The organism is Flavisolibacter ginsenosidimutans, assembly GCF_007970805.1.
Classification (GTDB): domain Bacteria; phylum Bacteroidota; class Bacteroidia; order Chitinophagales; family Chitinophagaceae; genus Flavisolibacter; species Flavisolibacter ginsenosidimutans.
The window spans coordinates 1,344,917-1,363,863 of record NZ_CP042433.1; the positions used below are offsets into that span (position 1 = coordinate 1,344,917).

General features: G+C 46.3%; 14 protein-coding genes and 1 tRNA gene. 7 read left to right on the forward strand and 8 right to left on the reverse strand.

Going from position 1 to position 18,947, the window contains the following annotated elements; translation table 11 throughout:
• Window positions 1–13 precede the first annotated feature (13 nt).
• Window positions 14–478 carry a hypothetical protein gene (locus tag FSB75_RS05585; RefSeq protein WP_146784008.1) on the forward strand — a complete coding sequence of 155 codons (465 nt, stop codon included), beginning with the start codon at window positions 14–16 and terminating at the stop codon, window positions 476–478.
• A 33-nt stretch (window positions 479–511) separates the two neighbouring features.
• On the opposite strand, the gene FSB75_RS05590 is transcribed toward FSB75_RS05585, so the two are convergent.
• Window positions 512–1,054, reverse strand: coding sequence for a hypothetical protein (locus FSB75_RS05590; protein ID WP_146784010.1), 543 nt, complete (start codon window positions 1,052–1,054; stop codon window positions 512–514).
• A gap of 17 nt (window positions 1,055–1,071) precedes the next feature.
• Window positions 1,072–1,653, reverse strand: a complete 582-nt coding sequence (locus FSB75_RS05595) for an RNA polymerase sigma factor (protein ID WP_146784013.1) — start codon at window positions 1,651–1,653, stop codon at window positions 1,072–1,074.
• 233 nt (window positions 1,654–1,886) lie between these two features.
• On the opposite strand from FSB75_RS05595, the gene FSB75_RS05600 reads away from it, so the two are divergent.
• Both FSB75_RS05600 and FSB75_RS05605 read left to right on the forward strand, forming a co-directional pair.
• Window positions 1,887–2,864 carry a DMT family transporter gene (locus FSB75_RS05600; RefSeq protein ID WP_227990776.1) on the forward strand — a complete coding sequence of 326 codons (978 nt, stop codon included), beginning with the start codon at window positions 1,887–1,889 and terminating at the stop codon, window positions 2,862–2,864.
• A gap of 103 nt (window positions 2,865–2,967) precedes the next feature.
• Window positions 2,968–5,844, forward strand: coding sequence for a S9 family peptidase (locus tag FSB75_RS05605; RefSeq protein WP_146784015.1), 2,877 nt, complete (start codon window positions 2,968–2,970; stop codon window positions 5,842–5,844).
• Between the two features lie 62 nt (window positions 5,845–5,906).
• On the opposite strand, the gene FSB75_RS05610 is transcribed toward FSB75_RS05605, so the two are convergent.
• On the reverse strand, window positions 5,907–6,620 hold the full coding sequence (locus tag FSB75_RS05610) for a hypothetical protein (protein WP_146784018.1): 714 nt from the start codon (window positions 6,618–6,620) through the stop codon (window positions 5,907–5,909).
• An 87-nt stretch (window positions 6,621–6,707) separates the two neighbouring features.
• On the opposite strand from FSB75_RS05610, the gene FSB75_RS05615 reads away from it, so the two are divergent.
• Complete coding sequence (locus FSB75_RS05615; protein WP_172623071.1) at window positions 6,708–7,202, forward strand: SixA phosphatase family protein; 495 nt, start codon at window positions 6,708–6,710, stop codon at window positions 7,200–7,202.
• Between the two features lie 103 nt (window positions 7,203–7,305).
• Window positions 7,306–9,507, forward strand: coding sequence for a DUF4954 family protein (locus tag FSB75_RS05620; protein WP_146784024.1), 2,202 nt, complete (start codon window positions 7,306–7,308; stop codon window positions 9,505–9,507).
• Window positions 9,508–9,564: 57 nt separating this feature from the next.
• Here FSB75_RS05620 and der read toward each other — a convergent pair whose 3' ends face one another.
• Both der and era read right to left on the reverse strand, forming a co-directional pair.
• A complete protein-coding gene (gene der / locus FSB75_RS05625; protein ID WP_146784027.1) occupies window positions 9,565–10,872 on the reverse strand; it encodes a ribosome biogenesis GTPase Der in 1,308 nt (435 codons plus the stop codon).
• A gap of 80 nt (window positions 10,873–10,952) precedes the next feature.
• On the reverse strand, window positions 10,953–11,819 hold the full coding sequence (gene era, locus FSB75_RS05630; RefSeq protein ID WP_146784031.1) for a GTPase Era: 867 nt from the start codon (window positions 11,817–11,819) through the stop codon (window positions 10,953–10,955).
• Window positions 11,820–11,979: 160 nt separating this feature from the next.
• Between era and FSB75_RS05635 the strand changes: the two genes are divergently transcribed.
• Window positions 11,980–12,051 (forward strand) — tRNA-Met (locus FSB75_RS05635).
• A gap of 54 nt (window positions 12,052–12,105) precedes the next feature.
• On the opposite strand, the gene FSB75_RS05640 is transcribed toward FSB75_RS05635, so the two are convergent.
• On the reverse strand, window positions 12,106–12,645 hold the full coding sequence (locus tag FSB75_RS05640) for an SRPBCC family protein (protein ID WP_146784034.1): 540 nt from the start codon (window positions 12,643–12,645) through the stop codon (window positions 12,106–12,108).
• 246 nt (window positions 12,646–12,891) lie between these two features.
• Between FSB75_RS05640 and FSB75_RS05645 the strand changes: the two genes are divergently transcribed.
• Window positions 12,892–13,878 carry a GlxA family transcriptional regulator gene (locus FSB75_RS05645; RefSeq protein ID WP_146784037.1) on the forward strand — a complete coding sequence of 329 codons (987 nt, stop codon included), beginning with the start codon at window positions 12,892–12,894 and terminating at the stop codon, window positions 13,876–13,878.
• A 65-nt stretch (window positions 13,879–13,943) separates the two neighbouring features.
• Here the strand turns inward: FSB75_RS05645 and FSB75_RS05650 are convergent, their stop codons facing one another.
• Together FSB75_RS05650 and FSB75_RS05655 are read right to left on the reverse strand one after the other, a co-directional pair.
• On the reverse strand, window positions 13,944–15,485 hold the full coding sequence (locus FSB75_RS05650; protein ID WP_146784041.1) for a RagB/SusD family nutrient uptake outer membrane protein: 1,542 nt from the start codon (window positions 15,483–15,485) through the stop codon (window positions 13,944–13,946).
• Window positions 15,486–15,504: 19 nt separating this feature from the next.
• Window positions 15,505–18,723 carry a SusC/RagA family TonB-linked outer membrane protein gene (locus FSB75_RS05655; protein ID WP_146784044.1) on the reverse strand — a complete coding sequence of 1,073 codons (3,219 nt, stop codon included), beginning with the start codon at window positions 18,721–18,723 and terminating at the stop codon, window positions 15,505–15,507.
• Between the last annotated feature and the right edge of the window lie 224 nt (window positions 18,724–18,947).

Genomic DNA, 18,947 nt, shown 5'->3' on the forward strand with positions numbered 1-18,947 from the left:
TTACCTTACAGCAATGAAATTGTTATTGACCGTCTTTTCTGTCCTTCTTCTTTCTACCGGCTTCGGCCAGCGTAAAGAAGATCTGACGAAAAACAATGCATCGCCGGAAAGAAAGGCCATACTCAATGCTTTGAAGGAAGCGCTTCACCCCGACCTGAATCTAACACCAAAACTGGTGGTGAAAAAACTGGTGACGAAAGGCGGCTTTGCTTACTTTATTGGCCGCGTGAAAAACGAAAAAGGCGGCGACATTGATTTCCGTAAAACGGCATACAAAGAAGCTGTAAAAGAGAGAGTATTTGACGGCGACGGCACAAATGCCTTGCTCAGAAAAACGGGAAATAAATGGAAGGTACTCACCTTTGTGATTGGGCCAACAGACGTGCCCTGGGGCTGTTGGTGGAAGGAATTTAAAGCGCCGAAAGATATTTTTGATTACACGGAAAAGAACTGTGATTATGCAGAACGAAACAAATGAAGTTCAAAATCTTACAGTTCGACTTTGAACTTCTCAACTTTGTCCTTCTGGTTTCATCAGCGTTTTTCGCTTCATGTTGAGGTAACGATCCAGTAAGAACAGACCCAGTACTACATTCAACATCATAAAGGCATTCACCAGCGTATTGTTGAACATTCTTGAATAGTCAACCGCACCCAGATCAACCCCGATGGGACTTTTGGTGTTGCCGGCTTCCGACCAGTTAATTTGCGAAACGCCGTACACCAAAAAACCAACAATCATCGTAATGAAAAAAGCGCCAATGCCCCAAACAATTTTTTGGTTGATGTAGGCTTTCGTTGCCGGCGCAATTTGATACCGGGCAATTTCATCCATCACGTTTTTGGTGAAACGCAGCGAAGGTTGTTCCAGCTCGGTTTCTTTCATCAGCGTGTGCAGTTCCAACAGTTCGCCGTACTTTTCTTTCCAGGCATTGTTTTCTTCCAACAGTTCTTCAATCTTCGAAGCCTCGTCGCTTTGTCCATCGAGATACGACCAAAGACGGTCTTCCATATCCGCATCCTCGTGAGAAAAATTTTCCTTTTCCCTGTTCATACCTGCTTGTTTATCGGTTAATAAATATCGCGAACCTCGGCTGAAAAATGCCGCTGCATTTTTTCCTTTAGCCGCGTTCGGGCCCTGTGCAGTTGCACCTTCACTGCATTGGTTTCCTTTCCCAGGATGCGGGCAATCTCTTCCAGGCTTTGTTCGCCTTTGTAAAAAAGGCTAATCACCCGCGCATCGTCGGCACTTAAAAGCGCAATGGCTTCGTTCACCATCTGCACTTTGCTTTTCTGTTCGACCTGATTGGCACTCAGGCCACCATCCAAATTGCCGGCGGTCGCAAAAACCTTTTCATTGTCTAAGGATTGCACGTCCATTTTTTTCTTGCGCAAAAAACTTAAGCTGGTGGTCGTTGCAACCGTATAAAGCCAGGTGCTGAATTTTGATGTTCCCTTAAAATCGGCCAACGACCGGTAGGCTTTTACAAACACGTCCTGCGCTACTTCTTCTGCGTCTTCACGGTTTTTTACGTACCGCAACACCAGGGTGAAAACAAAATTCCGGTAACGTTCCACCAATTGGGCATATACCGGCGAATGGCCCGCCAGTACCAGTTCTATCAGTTCGGTATCGCCCCTTTCGGTGTGCATGGTGTATAAGACGACGGTGGAAAGTGTGAGGTTACAGGCAAAGGTAAGTTTGGGGTTTGAAGTTTGGGGGTGGCTTAATGTGCATGGAATCTTTCCTCCTTCGTGCGAAACTATTTGATGGACCAGGGGCTAGAATATCCATTGGGCTTTACTTGCGTCGCACTCGTGTACGTCCTATTCGCTGCGGGGCAAGATGAATAAAGTTCAAAGCGTACAAGTGTGCGACGCAACAGATGACGAATAGAATTATTGCCGCTGGTTACATAAAATTCCCATGCGTCTTCACCGTTTCGCGTCTTGACATGAAACCCTGCGCACGGTGGTTTTTCCGTTTCTTTGCGGCCATGAAAAAAGCGATGCTGCAAATGCACGCAGCCGTGTTCTTGTGGGGCTTTACCGGCGTTCTCGGGCGGGCCATTACGCTGCATTCGACCATGCTTGTGTGGTGGCGCTTGCTCATTACGGCTATTTCGCTTTGGGTCCTTTACCTGGCGCAGGGAAAATCAAGACGAATCAACCCGAAAGCAGGTTTGCAGATTGCGCTCATCGGGACTATACTTGCCTTGCACTGGGTTTGTTTTTATGCCAGCATCAAGCTCGCCAACGTGACCATTGCGCTGACCTGCCTTTCCACAACGGCTTTGCTTGCATCATTAATAGAACCCTTGATTCTGAAGAAACCCTTTGACCGCGTTGAAATTTTTCTGGGTCTTTTCGCCGTTGCGGGCATCATCATCATTTATTACAACCATCTGCAATTTTCCGTTGGCATCATTGTGGGATTGGCGGCCGCGGTATTTACCGTGTTGGTTTCGGTACTCAACAAAAAAATTGTGGACACTTACCAACCCGAACAAATCACGCTTTACCAACTCAGCGGCGGCTTCGTCGGGCTAACCGTTTTATTGCCGCTGTTTCAAACTTTTTTCGGCGAAAATTTTGTTGCGCCAGCGGGCTGGGATTGGCTTTGGCTGTTTCTTTTAAGTTGGGTCTGCACCATTCTAACGTTCTTTCTTTACATCCGTGCGTTGAAAAAAATTTCGGCCTTCACAGCAAACCTTGTGCTTACGCTGGAGCCGGTGTACGGCATCATTCTCGCCTTTATCCTTTATCACGAAAACCGCGAAGTAAGCCGCTGGTTTTACGTGGGCTTTGCGCTGATTTCGGTAGCGGTGGTTGTGCACACGCGGCGGTTGCTGAAGAGGAGTTGATTGGTTGATTAGTTGAGTCGTTGATTGGTATTGTTACAGCGAACCAATGAACCCATCAACCAATCAACAAATCAACTATTTTAGCTTCTCTCAACCACCACACATGAAACGCATATTTTCTCTTTTCCTCTTTTTCCCTTTGACGCTTTTCGCGCAGAAGAAACCCCTGGATCACAGCGTTTACGACGGCTGGCAAAGCATCGGCGAACGCCTGATAAGCAACGACGGCAAATGGGTTGTTTACACCGTTACGCCGCAGGAAGGCGATGCGGATTTGTTCATTCAATCAACGGATAACGTTCAGAGCAAAAAACGAGTGCCGCGTGGTTACAGTGCAGTGATTACGGAAGACAGTCGTTTCGTGGTTTTTCGCATTAAACCGCTTTACAAGGAAACGAGAGACGCAAGAATCAAGAAGAAAAAACCGGAGGACATGCCGAAGGATTCTATCGGCATTGTGGAATTGGGAAAAGATGCCGTGGTGAAAGCTGCCAAATTGAAATCGTACAAGACGCCGGAGAAGGGTTATGGCTGGGTAGCTTATCACAAAGAACGCGATGCGGCAACGATGAAGCCATCTGCATTGCCGACGCAAAAAACAGTGGACAGTTTGCGGCTAAAGATTGATTCGCTTACGCAATTGGTCGTTCAGCTAAAAAACATCAAAGGCGGAAACAAAGACGCAGCCGATGCAGACGAAGATCCGGCAACGGGTTCTTCTGCCGATGCTGGCAGTGATTTGTTGCTGCGCAATTTGGCTACCGGGAAAGAAAGAACCTTTAAAAACGTAAGCGAATATGCCTTCAACAAATACGGGCAAAAGTTGGTAATTGAATTTACCAAAGCGCCGAAAGACAGCAACAGCAAGGCCGGGGTGGCTTTGTTTGATTTAAAAACACAGCGGCTCGACACCATTTTAAAAGGCGGCAATGACTTTCGGTCTTATGCGTTTACCGACGATGGAAGCAAACTGGCTTTTGTGGCTGAACGCGATACTAATACAAAGGCGCTGCAAAAGTTTTACGGTTTGTATTTGTACCGTAGCGGCAATGATTCGGCCATTTTGCTTCTTGACAAAAAAAGCACGGGCATGAACACGGGCCTGACCGTAAGCGAAAACAGCACAATCAGTTTTAGCAAAAGTGGCAACCGTTTGTTGTTTGGCGTAGCGCCCATTCAAGCCGCAAAGGACACATCGCTGGTGGATTTTGAACTGGCGAAGCTTGACATCTGGAATTACAAAGACGATTACCTGCAATCGCAACAGCTTTTCAATTTGCAAAACGATTTAAAGAAAAGTTATCTCACCGCTTATGATTTTGCACAGAATAAAATCATTCCATTGGGTTCTGTGGGTTTGCCGACAATTATTCCAACGAACGAAGGCGACGGCGATTTTTTTGTTGCTGTAACCGACACAGGCCGCCGTGTGCAAGGCCAATGGGAAGGTTTGACCTTGAAAGATGTTTATGCTATTAACGCCAAAACCGGCGAACGAAAATTGGTGAAGAAAAACCTGCGCGGCTTTGTTTATCCATCTTCTACCGGCAAGTACATTTTGCTTTACGACAGCAAGGCAAAAAATTATTTTGCCTGGGACGGAACAGCGTTGAAGAACATTACATCGAAGATTACCGTGCCCTTGTACAACGAAGAAAACGACGTGCCCGATTACCCAAATCCTTACGGTGTGATGGGCTGGCACGAAGGCGATTCGGCTGTGTACGTTTATGATAGATACGATGTGTGGAAGATAGATCCGGCTACTGCCACTGCTAAAGCAATGAACACAGGCGATAGGAAAAAAGAGATTGTCGCACGTTATGTTCGCACCAATCCTGACGAACGTTTCATTGCAACAAACAGTTATCTCTTTTTTGACTTGTTTAACCGCAAGACAAAACAAAGCGGTTTTGTTGAATACAAAGATGGACGGGTTGTTCACGCAAAACCAATTGCACCTGCTGACTACATTGTGTATAAAAAGGCAAAAGACGCCGACGCATTTCTTTATTCAAAAGAAACCTACGGCAACTCACCCGACGTTTACGTTTATAGGTCGGGAACGGATTGGAAACTATCCGATATTAACTCCCAACAATCACACTACAATTGGGGTACAGCCGAACTGGTTCATTGGAAAACATTCGACGGTAAAAACTCCGAGGGCATTTTATACAAGCCCGAAGATTTCGATCCCAAAAAGAAGTATCCAATGATTACTTACTTCTACGAAAAATTAAGCGACGGCTTGTATCAATACATGCCCCCTGCACCAACAGCAAGCAGGTTAAACATTCCGTTTTTTGTGAGTCGCGGTTATTTGGTTTTCGCACCGGACATCAGCTACACAAAAGGCCAACCGGGCAAGGATGCGTACAACTACATTGTCAGCGGCGTGCAATCGCTTTTAAAAAATCCATGGGTAGATGGGAAGAACCTTGGCTTGCAAGGGCAAAGTTGGGGCGGTTATCAAGTGGCTTATTTAATTACCGCAACAAACATGTTTAAAGCCGCGTGGGCCGGTGCGCCTGTCGTGAACATGACATCGGCTTACGGCGGCATTCGTTGGGAAAGCGGCAACAACCGCCAGTTTCAATACGAGAAAGGACAGAGCCGCATTGGCTCCACGCTTTGGGATCGTCCGGATTTATACATTGCAAGCTCGCCGCTTTTTCATTTACCGAAAGTGAAAACGCCGGTCGTGATTATGAACAACGATGCCGATGGTGCTGTGCCCTGGTATCAAGGCATTGAATTTTTTACGGCCATGCGCCGTTTGGGAAAACCAATATGGCTTCTCAATTATAACGGCGAAGCGCACAACCTTGTTGAAAGAAGAAACCGCAAAGACATTCAGATTCGCGAACAACAATTTTTCGACTGGCAACTGAAAGGCGCAAAGCCAGCAAAGTGGTTAGCAGAAGGCGTACCTGCGGTGAAGAAAGGGAAAGATTGGGGACTGAATTTGGTTGATTAGGCCACTGGTTGCTTGGTTGATTGGTATTTACTTTCAAGTCAACCAAGCAACTGAGCAACCGGTCAACCAACACTAATGTACTTCACCAAACTCCGTTTCGCTACCGGCAATAAAGTTTCTTCGACCGGGAAGCTAAGTCTTGTTTCAATGCTATACACTGCTGGGTTAGGCAGGTGGCCGCGGCTTCGGATCAGATCATACTTAATATTCTCGTAGGTATTCACCATGGAGCGCTGCAATATTTCAACGTAAGTTGTTTTAATGCTCCGGAAAGCCTCGTTGTGCTTTTCAAAAATAGAAAGGCGGTATTGATAAACACGGGTGGCTTTGCTCTTGCCCGCGCTTAAAAAGAAATAGCCTTCCTGCACATCCAGCGGTAGCAAACCGACGGGTGAGATGGTGAGGTTTCCCTCAACAAATTCATAAATCTCCGCACCGCTGCTGATGGTGGTCTTCATTGTATCGGCGGCATAATAAATAATGTCTTCAAGTTCCTGCATTAGTTCTGTGTCTTCAATCATTTGTTCGTACAGCACCTGCAATTTTTCTATTTGAATGCCGGTAAGCTTTTTGGGAAACTGTTCCTGCAAGTATTTTTTGTTCTCCCGAAAGGCTACGATGTTGTTGTAATGAAAAATAAGGTCAGCGAGTTGCGGATACAATTTGTTCTCGCCAAACTGTTTGTTGATTTGTTGGAGGTAAGCCAACAAGGTGTATTTCTTTAGTTCGAAATCAATGTAACCTTCGGCAAACCAGGTTTCCGATAATTGTTTCATAGCCGTAGAATTTTATGTATTCAATTTACACCCGATAAAATTCAAATGCAATATCCAACTACCTTTAAAAGGTTAAAGTCTTTGGTTATGATACGCTACCTTCTGCTGGCTTTTGCGCTTTCTTTTCTTTCCTGCAAAACCACTACGTATTACATCAGCCGACACGCCGAAAAATCCGGGAACACAATGAGCAATGATCCGCCGCTTACGCCTTTGGGACAAAAGCAGGCGATGGATTTGCAGGCTTATTTGGCAAATAAAAAGATCGGCGCAATCTATTCAACTAATTTTCTTCGCACAAGAGCAACGGCACAACCGACAAGCGAGTTTTATCACCTGGCCATTAGTCTTTATAATGCTTCGCAATCCGCCGGTTTGGTGGATAGCTTGAAAGCGCACAACAAGCGCAACGTTCTTATTGTAGGCCATTCAAACACTGTGGATGACATGCTGAATGAATTCATCGGCAATCACGTGGCGGACGATTTACCGGATGCAGAATACGGCAGTTTGTTTATTGTAAAAAAGAAAAGCGGCAGTTATAGTTTTCGCAAAATTGCCGTGCCGCGTGTCACACCCTGATTGCCGGTGAATGTGTTTTTACCGCACGGAGCCAAGGAGCGAAGCAGAAAAGAATCGTCGCACATTGCTCCAGCCCCGAACTCCAAACTTTATATTTGTCTCCATGAACAAAAGGCCGCTTCGTTCGATCGGGTACAATTTTATTGCGTCCCCTTACCTGCCCGCCGGCAGAGACGAGTATCACCTTCGCAATTTTCAAAACCGCAACGGCATCCTGTACCGCAACCTGAGTGCCTACGAAATTGAAGTGCTGGTACGCAACCGTAACACTTCCGACGACTGGAACAAAATTCAGGTGTCAGACGCCTTTAATCCGGAACTGGTGAAGAATTGCAAGTTCTTCGGGCTCGTTCGCATCGGTAAACTAGAAAGTATCGCCCTTGAATACCACAACATCGTGTTGCCCGTAGGCTTGTACGACAGCACAATCATCAGTTGCGATTTTGGCGATAACGTGGTGGTGAACAACGTCAACTATATATCTCACTACATTGTGGGCAACGAAGTGATGATTGCAAACGTGAACGAATTGCACGCCACCGATCACTCCAAGTTTGGCAACGGCATCATCAAAGAAGGTGAAACCGAAGACGTGCGCATTTGGCTGGAAGTATGCAATGAAAACGGCGGCCGGAAGATTCTCCCGTTTAACGGCATGCAACCGGGCGATGCTTACCTGTGGAGCAAGTACCGCAACGACGAAGCGTTGATGGAACGGTTCAAAGAATTTACCGAAAGAAAGTTTGACAAGCAGCGCGGCTATTACGGTAAAATTGGCGACAACTGCGTGATTAAAAATACCGCCATCATCAAAGACGTTTGGGTAGGTCCGCACGCTTACATTAAAGGCGCGAATAAACTGAAAAACCTGACCATTAATTCATCCGCAGAAGCGCCGTCGCAAATTGGCGAAGGCTGCGAATTAGTGAACGGCATTGTTGGTTTTGGCTGTCGCATTTTCTACGGCGTTAAAGCCGTTCGCTTTTTCATGGCTTCGCATTCGCAACTGAAATACGGCGCACGGCTGATTAACTCTTACCTCGGAAACAACAGCACCATTTCTTGTTGCGAAGTGTTGAACTCTCTCATCTTTCCTTCGCACGAGCAGCACCACAACAACTCGTTTTTGATTGCGGCCACAGTGATGGGGCAAAGCAACATCGCCGCCGGCGCCACCCTGGGCTCAAATCACAACAGCCGCGCAGCGGATGGCGAGATGGTTACGGCACGCGGCTTTTGGCCGGGCCTGTGTGTAAGCCTCAAACACAATTCTAAATTTGCTTCGTTTACACTGGTTGCCAAAGGCGATTATCCCGCGGAATTGAACATTCCGTTGCCTTTCAGTTTAATCAGCAACGACGTGACGAACAACAGGCTGGTCGTGATGCCGGCCTACTGGTTTATGTACAATTATTATGCGTTGGCACGCAACTCGGCCAAATACGTTGACCGGGACAAACGCACGAAAAAAATTCAGCACATTGAATACGATTATTTGGCACCAGACAGCGTGAACGAAACTTTTGATGCGCTTCGTTTATTACAAAAAACCGTAGCCAGGGCAGCAGGCAAAAAAGGAGACGAAACGGTCCTGATTAATGAGGGTGAAGCCTTGTTGAACGGGACAGACGTTGATTTTAAAAACACAGCGGTTTATGCCGATGGCTTCGAAGGCTCCAGCCGCCTCGTGCAAATTGTAAAAGTGCGGGAGGCCTATTTTATTTACAAGGAACTAATCGTTTATTACGGTATTGAACAAGTAGTTTCGTTCGTTAACCGGCACAGCATTTCTTCCTTTGAAGAGATGTTGCAAGCGCTGCCGTCATCTCCGCAACGTTTTGCCTTCTTGAACGTTGGCGGTCAATTGCTGCCCGAACGTTCAGTGCAAACACTGCTGGAACAGATTAAGCGGGACGAAATAAAAAGCTGGAACGAAGTGCACCGTTTTTACCAGCAAAACGGCAAGGCGTATGCCGAGCAAAAATTACAGCACGCCTTCGCTTCTTTACTCGAAATTTTGAAGATCGGCAAGATGGAATTCACACCGGAACGTTTTGCTTCTTTGTTGAAACAGGCGCTTCAAACCAAGCGCTGGATGGTGGATCAGATTTATGACTCAAGGGCGAAAGATTACAACAGCGAGTTTCGGAGAATGGTTTACGATGACGAAGCAGAAATGGCAAAGGTTGTGGGCACATTGGAAGATAACGTTTTCATTAATCAGCAACGCGAGGAACTGCGGTTGTTCAGCGAAACGGTACAGGAAATTGCAGAGCGGTTTCAATTAGTAACTCCCGCTTTTTGAAACATTCCATATCTGGCAGATATGGAATGTTTGCTGTCTGCAAGATCAAGGGCCGTCTTATTTCTTCCGGAAAAATATTCGCACCGGCACACCGGTAAACGCAAAATTTTCCCGCACTTTATTCTCTAAATAATTCCGGTACGGCGTTTTAACGTCATCGGGAAAATTGGTAAAGAACGCAAAGGAAGGCACGGCTGTTGGTAACTGTGTAACGTATTTTATTTTGATGGGATGCCCTCTCACCACCGGCGGATGATAGGCTTCAATGGCTTTTAATAATTTGTCGTTGAGTTCCGATGTTGGAATTTTTCGTTTACGGTTTTCGTACACCTCAAGTGCAGCTTCAATGGCTTTAAATATGCGGGTCTTTTCTTTCACCGAAACAAACAAAATGGGTACGTTGTTAAACGGCGCCAATCGTTGCTTCAAGGTCTTTTCGTAATCGCGGGCCGTATTGGTTTCTTTGGCAACAAGATCCCATTTGTTCACCAGCACCACAAGGCCTTTTCCCTTTTTAGCAGCCAAACTGTAGATGGTTAAATCTTGGGCGGTGATGCCTTTTTCAGCATCTAAAAGCAACAAACAAACATCCGCTTCATCCAATGCTTTAATGGCGCGAATGACCGAATAAAATTCAAGGTCTTCGTGTACTTTGGCTTTGCGGCGAATGCCCGCGGTATCAATTAAAATGAAATCTTTTTGAAAGAGTTGATAACGGGTGTGAATGGTGTCCCGCGTTGTTCCTGCAACATCGCTAACGATGGTTCGCTCCTCGCCTATCAAGGCATTTAACAGCGATGATTTACCTACGTTTGGCTGCCCGATGATGGCAAACTTTGGCAGGTCCGTATCTTCCTCTGCATCCTTCTCTTCTTTCATCAATTCGGTAACGTCGTCAAGTAAATCGCCGGTGCCGCTGCCGCTCATGGCGGAGATGAAAAAAACTTTGTCAAAACCGAGGCTGTAAAATTCTGAGGCCTCCAGCAAGCGTTCGTTGTTGTCCACTTTGTTTACGACCAGGAAAACCGGTTTGGTAGAACGGCGCAGAATGTCCGCCATCGAATCGTCCAAATCCGTCATTCCCGAAGCCGCATCCACCACGAATAAAATCACGCTGGCTTCGTCCATGGCAATGCGCACCTGCTTGCGAATTTCGCGTTCAAAAACATCTTCGGTATCGGGCACAAAACCGCCGGTATCAATCACATAAAAATTCTTTCCGTTCCAGTCGGCAATGCCGTACTGCCGGTCGCGGGTCACGCCGGGAATGTCTTCGACGATCGCTTTGCGCTGTTCCAGCAAGCGGTTAAAAATAGTGCTCTTGCCCACGTTCGGTCGTCCTACAATTGCTACGGTAAATGCCATTCAGTTTTCGATTTATGATTTCGGATTTCGGATTTGCGATTGCCTAAAATCGGCAATCCGAAATCGTCAATCTGCAATGTTTAATATCCGTACTCTTTCAAGTACAGATCGTTTTCGCGCCAGTTTGGGCGCACTTTTACAAAGAGTTCAAGAAACACTTTTTGCTCCAGAAATTTTTCAATCTCCACACGTGCCATCGAACCGATTTGCTTGATCATTTTTCCGCCGTCGCCGATGATGATGGCCTTTTGCGATTCGCGCTGCACAACGATCTCGGCCCTGATTTTTATCAGCGTTGACTTCTGTTTGAATTCCGCCACAACAACGGTTGTTTGGTATGGAATTTCTTCTTCAAACAGTGCGTATATCTTTTCCCGGATGATTTCGGCGACAAAAAACTTGGTGGGCAAATCAGAGATTTCGTCTTCTGCGTAAAAAGGTTCGCCTTCAGGCAGATAACCCACAATTTTTTGCAGCAATTCCGCAACGCCGATTCCCTTCAATGCTGATACGGCAATGACTTCTTTTGCGTATTTTTTTTCCTTAAAAAAAGTCGTTGCTTTTTCAATTTGTTCTTTGCTTCCGTTGTCCGTTTTATTGACCACGACAAGCGACGGTACTTTCAACCGCAAGGCCGAAAAAATTTGATCGGCTTCGTTCAAGTCGTCTTTTACGTCAACGAGCAGTAAAGCAAGATCGGCGTCTTCCAGAGCACTCTTTACGGCCTGCATCATTTTTTCGTGCAGTTTATATTTTGGATCAATGATGCCGGGCGTGTCGGAAAAAATAATCTGATAATCTCCCGTGCTTAAAATGCCCTTGATGCGGTGCCGCGTGGTTTGCACTTTTGGCGAAACAATGGCCAGCTTTTCCTGCATCAATGCGTTGAGCAAAGTGCTCTTTCCCGCGTTGGGCTTACCAAATATGTTAACAAAACCGGCTTTCATTATTGGCTGCAAATGTAACCGAATAAAAAATGTTTGGCGGTAAAGGATTGCGCTCCTATATTTGCACTCCGCCTTTAAAAAAGGGCAGAAAACAAAAGTTCTTTCAAACAATTTATATCGCGAAACAACAGAACAAAGCTTGTTTCGATTAACTTTATATCGCGAAGTAGAGCAGCGGTAGCTCGTCGGGCTCATAACCCGAAGGTCGCTGGTTCGATCCCAGCCTTCGCAACACGTAAAAGCCTCCAATTGGAGGCTTTTTTATTTCTTCAACTTTTGCGTTTTGTTATTTTTCCAGTTTGCTCTTCAGGTTTGATAACCCGGTATTGAAGTCGTCGCCAATCATTTTATCCATGTCCATAAAAAGACGCATCACGTTGAAAGGGTAAGTCATCTTGCTGTCGAAGCCCCAGCGAACTTTTGTTTGGTTCTCCGAAACCGGTTCCGTGATCATGTACGAAGTCGCCATGGATTCCATCGGTTTGATGAAATGAATTTCGTAATCAATCCGCTCTCCTTCTTTTAATGCCGCAATTTTCTGTTCGCCCTTTCCCACATTTTTGTTTTTACTTTCCCAAGCCGATACAAAACCCACCGTGCCGTCCGTACCGCGAAATTCTTTTTTCATGGCCGGGTCCATGCCCGCCCATTTGCTGTAATCGTTTTGATTTTTCAGGTACTTCACGTAATTGAACACGTCTGCTTTGGATTTGTTGATGACCACTTCACGTTCGGCGTGCAAGTCTTTTTTCACAAACAAAGCCGTGATTAAAATAAGAGCTATCAAGCCCAACAAAAACAGGCCGATTCTTTTTAAAATTTTCATGACGATTGATTTTGATTTTAGCATTCAGGTTTGAAGGAAGCTAAAAGAAAGAAATGTTGCAAAGTTTTCCAACGAATTCTTTCATTTTCTTTTGATCCTGTAAACGACGTCCTTCTCTACAATGAATGTTTGCATTGTTCTTTATTTTATCGATTCAAACCTATCGTCTATTTTCTTGTTTACCATTGTACGCCTGCGGCGTTTTGCAGGGCCGCTTGCGGCAATTTTTGTTGTAATTTAAACCCCATGAAGCACATCTCCATTCTTGTTCCGCGCCGCGCCATTTTGGGTAGCCTCGAAGGCACGAGACAGTTGTTCACACAAGTCAATTTCTTTTTTAAAGACCGCGGCGAAGACGCTCCTTTTAACGTGCAATTGGTGGGGCTAGATGCTGCCACTTCCCTCACGGGCGGCTTGTTTACGGCACACAATCACGCATTGTTGCACAACGTAAGAAAAACTGATTTGATTATCATACCCGCTGTTGACGGCGACGTTCAACAAGCCCTTGAAGACAACAAAGAATTCATTCCCTGGATTGTGGATCAATACAAAAAAGGCGCGGAGGTGGCCAGTCTTTGCATGGGCGCATTTTTGCTGGCTTCGACCGGATTATTAAACGGAAAAAAATGCGCTACGCACTGGATGGCGGCGAATGATTTTCGCAGAATGTTTCCGGATGTAAATCTTGTAACCGAAAAAATTATCACCGACGAGCACCGCCTTTATTCCAGCGGTGGCGCTTTTTCTTATTTAAACCTGATTTTGTACCTGATTGAAAAATATGCAGGCCGCGAAATGGCCATTCTTTGCGCCAAAGTTTTTGCTATTGAAATTGAGAGAGACAGTCAGCTTTCCTTTACCATTTTTCAGGGGCAAAAAGGCCATGCCGATGAACAAATAAAACAAGCACAAAGTTTTATTGAAAAGAATTATGCAGATAAAATTAGCGTTGACAGTCTTGCCACAATGCTTGCCATTAGCCGCCGTGCTTTTGAGCGGCGCTTTAAAAAAGCGACCGCCAACACAGTGAACGAATACATCCAACGGGTGAAGATGGAAGCGGCAAAAATGAGCCTCGAAAGCACAAGGGAAAACGTAAACGAAGTGATGTACAAAGTGGGTTACAACGATACAAAAGCCTTTCGCACAACGTTCAAACGCATCACCGGCTTATCACCGTTGGAATACCGCAATAAGTACCGGGATCTTTCAGAAAAACAAATTGCGTAAACACTTTGTTGAAATAAAAAAACGACAGGCTTTTTGACCTGTCGTTTTTTTATTTTCCGTGTGATTTAATACCCTGGATTCTGCCCGTACAATCCCGGCGCGGCATCTAACTGCGACTGCGGCACGGGATAGATGACGTAATTATTGGTTACTTGCTTCATCCGGTTCTGCGTGTCTTCCGAAGCAATCCATGCGTTCATAACGGTAACCAAATTACCGCTGCGCTGCAAGTCAAACCAACGCAAGCCTTCGTCGGCAAATTCTCTTCTTCGTTCGTCGTAAAGCTGTGCCAGTGTAACGTTGCTCTTCGCAGACAAACCAGCCCTTGCTCTTACCTGGTTCACAATGGCGTCAACATCACTCTGCGAACCCGGTGCGCCGTGCAAAATGCATTCGGCTTTCCACATCAATACATCAGTATAGCGAATGGCAATAAAGTTCTCAGCCCAATCAAAACGGCTTGCGGTTGGAATCTTGGTAATGTCCAGCCATTTCTTGTAAAAAGGACGTGTTTCCGTTGTTCCCTGAAAAGTATAACCGGCCGTATAAATCGTAACTGGTTTGCGCACGTCGCCAGTTTCGTAAGAGTTCAACAAATTGTTTGAAACCGGGATGATCTCGAGGCTGCCGTTTGCGTTTGAATTGCTGCCCAAGGAACTGAAATAGGTGTTCGGCGTAAGGCCCCAAACATACGTAGCGCCCAATGTTGGATTTTGTCCCGACATGTACATCACGTCAAAGATGGCTTCCTTGTTTCCGGCAGGCGTGGGGCTTTGGTTGCTGTACGAAAAAATGTTTGCGTAGTTTGTATTGAAGCCATAACCACTGTTCGAAAGAACATCCTGAATCAATGGTAGAGCAAGACTCCATTCATTCAGTCCCAAGCCCGGTCCTTCAATGTTGTAGGTTGGTCCCGAACGCGTCATGTACACCAAAGCCAGCAAAGATTCGGCGGCCCATTTTGTTGCCCTTCCCACATCCGTAGACGTGTAAGCAGGAAACGTTCCGCTGTAATTGGCCGGTAGGTTTGCCGCGGCAAACTGAAGATCGGCAATGATCAACTTATATACATCGGTCACAGAGCTGCGGGCAATGGTGTTTGCTTCTGCCGCTGTTACGGGATGATCAATAACCGGCATTTTTCCAAAGTATCTTACCAATTCAAAATAATAAAATGCACGCAGGAATTGCGCTTCGGCCTGCAGGCGTGTAGCCAGTGCAGCAGAACCGGCATTGGCGCCATTTTTCTTCAACTGATCAAGAACGGTATTGGCTTTGAAAATGCCGCTGAAATCCGAACTCCAGGCATCTTCCACGTAAGCATTGGAAGCAATGCCGGGCAGGAAGTTGTTGATTGGATCCCAGTCGCGTACCGTTACCGAAACACCGTAAATATTATCGGAACGGATTTCGGAAAGATTCAGCAAACGGTCGGGATAGCCACGAAGCGAATTGTAGGCCGCGTTCACTGCCTGAATGAAATCAGCAGGCGCCGCATAGAAGGTTTGCGTCGTTGCAGACGACAAAGGCGTTTGATTCAAATCCTTTGTGCAGGAAACAACCACAAAGGCCAAAGCTATAATAACGAAGTATGCAAGTTTTTTCATTGTGATAAAGTTGCGCGGATTAGAAAGTAATGTTTAAGCCCAACACAAGCGACTTTGGCAAGGGCAAACCGCCGTAATCACCCGCTTCGGGATAAGAACCGTTGGAGCTGATGGTGGTGTTGGCCGCTTCGGGGTTTAAGCCGTTGTAATATTTGTCCCAGCCGAAAAAGTTCTCCAACGAGAGATAAACCCTTGCGCCTTGTATCGCCGATGTCTTCCAAGCTGATTTCAGGTTATAGCCAAGAGTAATGTTGCGAACGCGAACGTAATCGGAAGAATACAACCAATCGGTGTTGGCAATAAAACCAAAGGTTGAATAGGCCTTACTGAAACGTCCGGCGCCTTGATTGTCGGGCGAACGCCAGCGGTTGATGTAGGCCTCCGGTGCGTTGTCGGTAAAGCCTTGGCCCGTACGGGTAATGGCTCGTCCCAACAGGGAATAAATGGAGCCGCCGGTTTGCCCTTGTACCAGTACGCTTAAATCAAAACCTTTGTAACGAAAGGTGTTCGTCATTCCGAAAATATAATTGGGATTGGGATGCCCAACAATTTGCTTGTCGGCTTCGGTAATGATGCCGTCGCCGTTTAAGTCCTGGTATTTTGGATCGCCAACGGTTTCAACGCTGTTGTAAACGGCAACTTTTTTGGCAATGTCATCGGCGGTCAGAAAACCAATTTGCTTCACCACGTAAATGCTGTTCAAAGGCTGTCCTACACGAAGGATGGCATCGGTTACGTCAAAGCCGTTCGGAATAATGATCTGCGTTTGGCCGGGGCCTAAAGCTTCAACGGTGTTCTTATTGTGGCTTACGTTCAAGGTTGTGTTCCATTGAAACTTGCCTACCATGTTGCGAGAGGTGATCTCTAACTCTTCTCCAATATTCCGAACCGCACCGATGTTTTGCAGCGCACTGGCAAAACCCGTTACCGCCGGAACCTGTACGTTCAGCAAAAGATCGGTGCTAAGCTTATTGTAATAATCGAACGAACCTGTAATGCGGTTGCGTAAAATACCAAAGTCAAAACCGGCATCATAGGTTTTTGATTTTTCCCATTTGAGATCTGGGTTTGAAATGACGTTCGGGGCCTGTCCAATGGCAGCCGTTGGTGTGGAACCGAAAACATAACCATAAGAACCGAGAGTAGGAACATCGTAATCGGGAATCTGGTTGTTACCGTTTTCGCCAAAGCTAAACCGCAGTTTGAAGTCGCTGATGACGGGCAATGCTTTCATAAAATTTTCTTCCGTCATGCGCCAGCCAAGAGAAGCGGAAGGGAAAATGCCGTATTTGTTGTTTGAACCAAAACGCGAAGAACCATCCGAACGCAAGCTTGCCGATACAAGGTATTTATCCTTGTAGCCATATTGTACGCGGCCAAAGGTGGACAGCAAAACGTTTTTTGTTGAAGTGGTGTTGCCCGTAACAGCAGCGGCAGCATTCAACGTTTGCACGGCAGCGTTGGTGTAGCCACCGCTTGAATTCAACTGCGTTCTATCCAAACGCTCCATGTTGTACGAATAACCGGCCAATGCGCTCAGACTGTGAACTTCGTTGAAACGCGTTGTGTACGTCAACGTGTTTTCGTTTACAAACGTTTGGCGGCGATAGCTGCTGTAAGAACCCGATGTTGCGGACAGCAAATTGTTTGTTCCATTGAAGGTCCGGCTGGCTTGCGTACCGGTAACGACGTACGGCGTGTAACCGTTTGAAATGTTATCGGTGTTGTCAAGGTTCAAGGTTGTTCTAAAATTCAAACCTTTGATAATTTGCAGTTCACCGTAAATCGTACCAAGTGTGCGGTAACGTTTGCTGAGACCCACGATGTTCTCGAGTTTGCCCAGCGAACCGTTTGAACTGTTGCTCCAGAAATACGTTGCGTTTTTGCCAATGTTGGGATACTGGCCCACCGAGTCTTCCTGCAGCGGCGTCATGCTCAACGCCTGGTGAAAAATATTGTCCTTTCCTTCCACACCCGGATCATGCGTGATGGAATAGGTGGGCGCAATGTTGATTCCGAATTTAAGATACTTAGAAGCCGTGATGTCAACGTTGGCTCTTGCCGAATAAGCTTTGTAATCAACATCGCGAATAAAGCTTTGTTGATTGGCATAGTTGCCTGAGAGATAATAACGCACCGATTCGTTGCCACCGCTTGCCGACACGTCGTAGTTCTGCGTCAATCCTTTTCGTTCGATCTCGCTTTGCCAATCGTGATAGGTTAAGCCCGGATGGCCCGGAACGGCCCAACGCGGATCAATCATATAAGCCGTGTTGATTTGACCCGCAGCCAAACCGATTTTCGCTCGGCGTGTATCGGGATCATCATTGGCCGTTGCGCCTTGAGCGCCGTACTTAAGTACATAAGCCGCGTTGATCATTTCGGTGGCACGATCAATCCATTGCTCGCCGTTCAGCATCTTTAATTTCTTGCTTGCTTCCTGGTAGCCGGTGTAGGCATTCACACTTATTCTTGGCTTGCCAATCTGTCCTTTTTTCGTGGTGATGAGTACCACGCCGTTCGACGCTCTCGAACCGTAGATAGCGGCCGCGGCTGCGTCTTTCAATACTTCTATGCTTTCAATGTCATCTGGGTTGATGTTGTCAAGCGGGTTGCCGGTTGAATAGTTTCCATTGCCCGAATTGCTTGAGTTTTGGGCCAGCGGAAAACCGTCAATAACGTACAGCGGTTCATTGCCGCTGCTGATGGAACCGGCACCGCGAACCTGTACGCTAAAACCTTTGCCGGGGATGCCGGTATTCTGTTTTACCGTAACGCCGGCGAGTTGACCTACCAAGGCTTGGTCAACGCGTTGAATAGGACGCTCATCAAGATTTCGTGCATTAAATTTTGAAACCGCACCGGTCACGTCTCTTTTCTTTTGCGTGCCGTAACCAATCACAACAACGTCTTCCAACGAACCGGTTGATGGCTTCAACGAAACCGAAATTTGTGATTGATTGTTCACCGGCACCTGCTGGCTTTCAAAACCAACGGAACTAAGTTGAAGCGTTGCTGATGCCGAAGCCGTGTTGATAGAAAACGTGCCGTCTTTTTTTGTGATAGCAATGTTCTTCGTTCCGCTTTCCTGCACAGTTACACCTTCAACCGGTTGCCCGTTGTTGTCGGTTACCCGTCCCGTTACCGGAAACTTGTTTTGTGCGAAGGATAACGTTGTGGTAAAAAGCAGAAGAAAAAGAACGAGAGTTCTTTGTAGAGAAACGAAAGATTTCTTCATATAGCTGCATTGAGGTTATAAATGCACAACCAAATTATTCAAGCGGGAATCCCTTTTCGTCCTGTTCCATCCTGCGCAAACGTTTGCCGGGAACAGATTTCATCAATTTTGCCAAACGAAAGACGATGCAACTTTTATACTCAACTATGCAAGAAACTTCACCAGGCTGTTCTATGTAATTGACGCACAATTGGAATTCCCCTTCTCCACAGACAGTGCTATTG

Bases quoted from the DNA above. Each gene is read 5' to 3' on its own strand.
- FSB75_RS05655 (WP_146784044.1), bottom strand. From the start codon at position 18,723: ATGAAGAAATCTTTCGTTTCTCTACAAAGAACTCTCGTTCTTTTTCTT.
- FSB75_RS05640 (WP_146784034.1), bottom strand. From the start codon at position 12,645: ATGAAAATTTTAAAAAGAATCGGCCTGTTTTTGTTGGGCTTGATAGCT.
- FSB75_RS05645 (WP_146784037.1), top strand. From the start codon at position 12,892: ATGAAGCACATCTCCATTCTTGTTCCGCGCCGCGCCATTTTGGGTAGC.
- FSB75_RS05585 (WP_146784008.1), top strand. From the start codon at position 14: ATGAAATTGTTATTGACCGTCTTTTCTGTCCTTCTTCTTTCTACCGGC.
- FSB75_RS05610 (WP_146784018.1), bottom strand. From the start codon at position 6,620: ATGAAACAATTATCGGAAACCTGGTTTGCCGAAGGTTACATTGATTTC.
- FSB75_RS05600 (WP_227990776.1), top strand. From the start codon at position 1,887: ATGACGAATAGAATTATTGCCGCTGGTTACATAAAATTCCCATGCGTC.
- FSB75_RS05595 (WP_146784013.1), bottom strand. From the start codon at position 1,653: ATGCACACCGAAAGGGGCGATACCGAACTGATAGAACTGGTACTGGCG.
- FSB75_RS05605 (WP_146784015.1), top strand. From the start codon at position 2,968: ATGAAACGCATATTTTCTCTTTTCCTCTTTTTCCCTTTGACGCTTTTC.
- FSB75_RS05620 (WP_146784024.1), top strand. From the start codon at position 7,306: ATGAACAAAAGGCCGCTTCGTTCGATCGGGTACAATTTTATTGCGTCC.
- der (WP_146784027.1), bottom strand. From the start codon at position 10,872: ATGGCATTTACCGTAGCAATTGTAGGACGACCGAACGTGGGCAAGAGC.
- era (WP_146784031.1), bottom strand. From the start codon at position 11,819: ATGAAAGCCGGTTTTGTTAACATATTTGGTAAGCCCAACGCGGGAAAG.
- FSB75_RS05650 (WP_146784041.1), bottom strand. From the start codon at position 15,485: ATGAAAAAACTTGCATACTTCGTTATTATAGCTTTGGCCTTTGTGGTT.
- FSB75_RS05590 (WP_146784010.1), bottom strand. From the start codon at position 1,054: ATGAACAGGGAAAAGGAAAATTTTTCTCACGAGGATGCGGATATGGAA.
- FSB75_RS05615 (WP_172623071.1), top strand. From the start codon at position 6,708: ATGATACGCTACCTTCTGCTGGCTTTTGCGCTTTCTTTTCTTTCCTGC.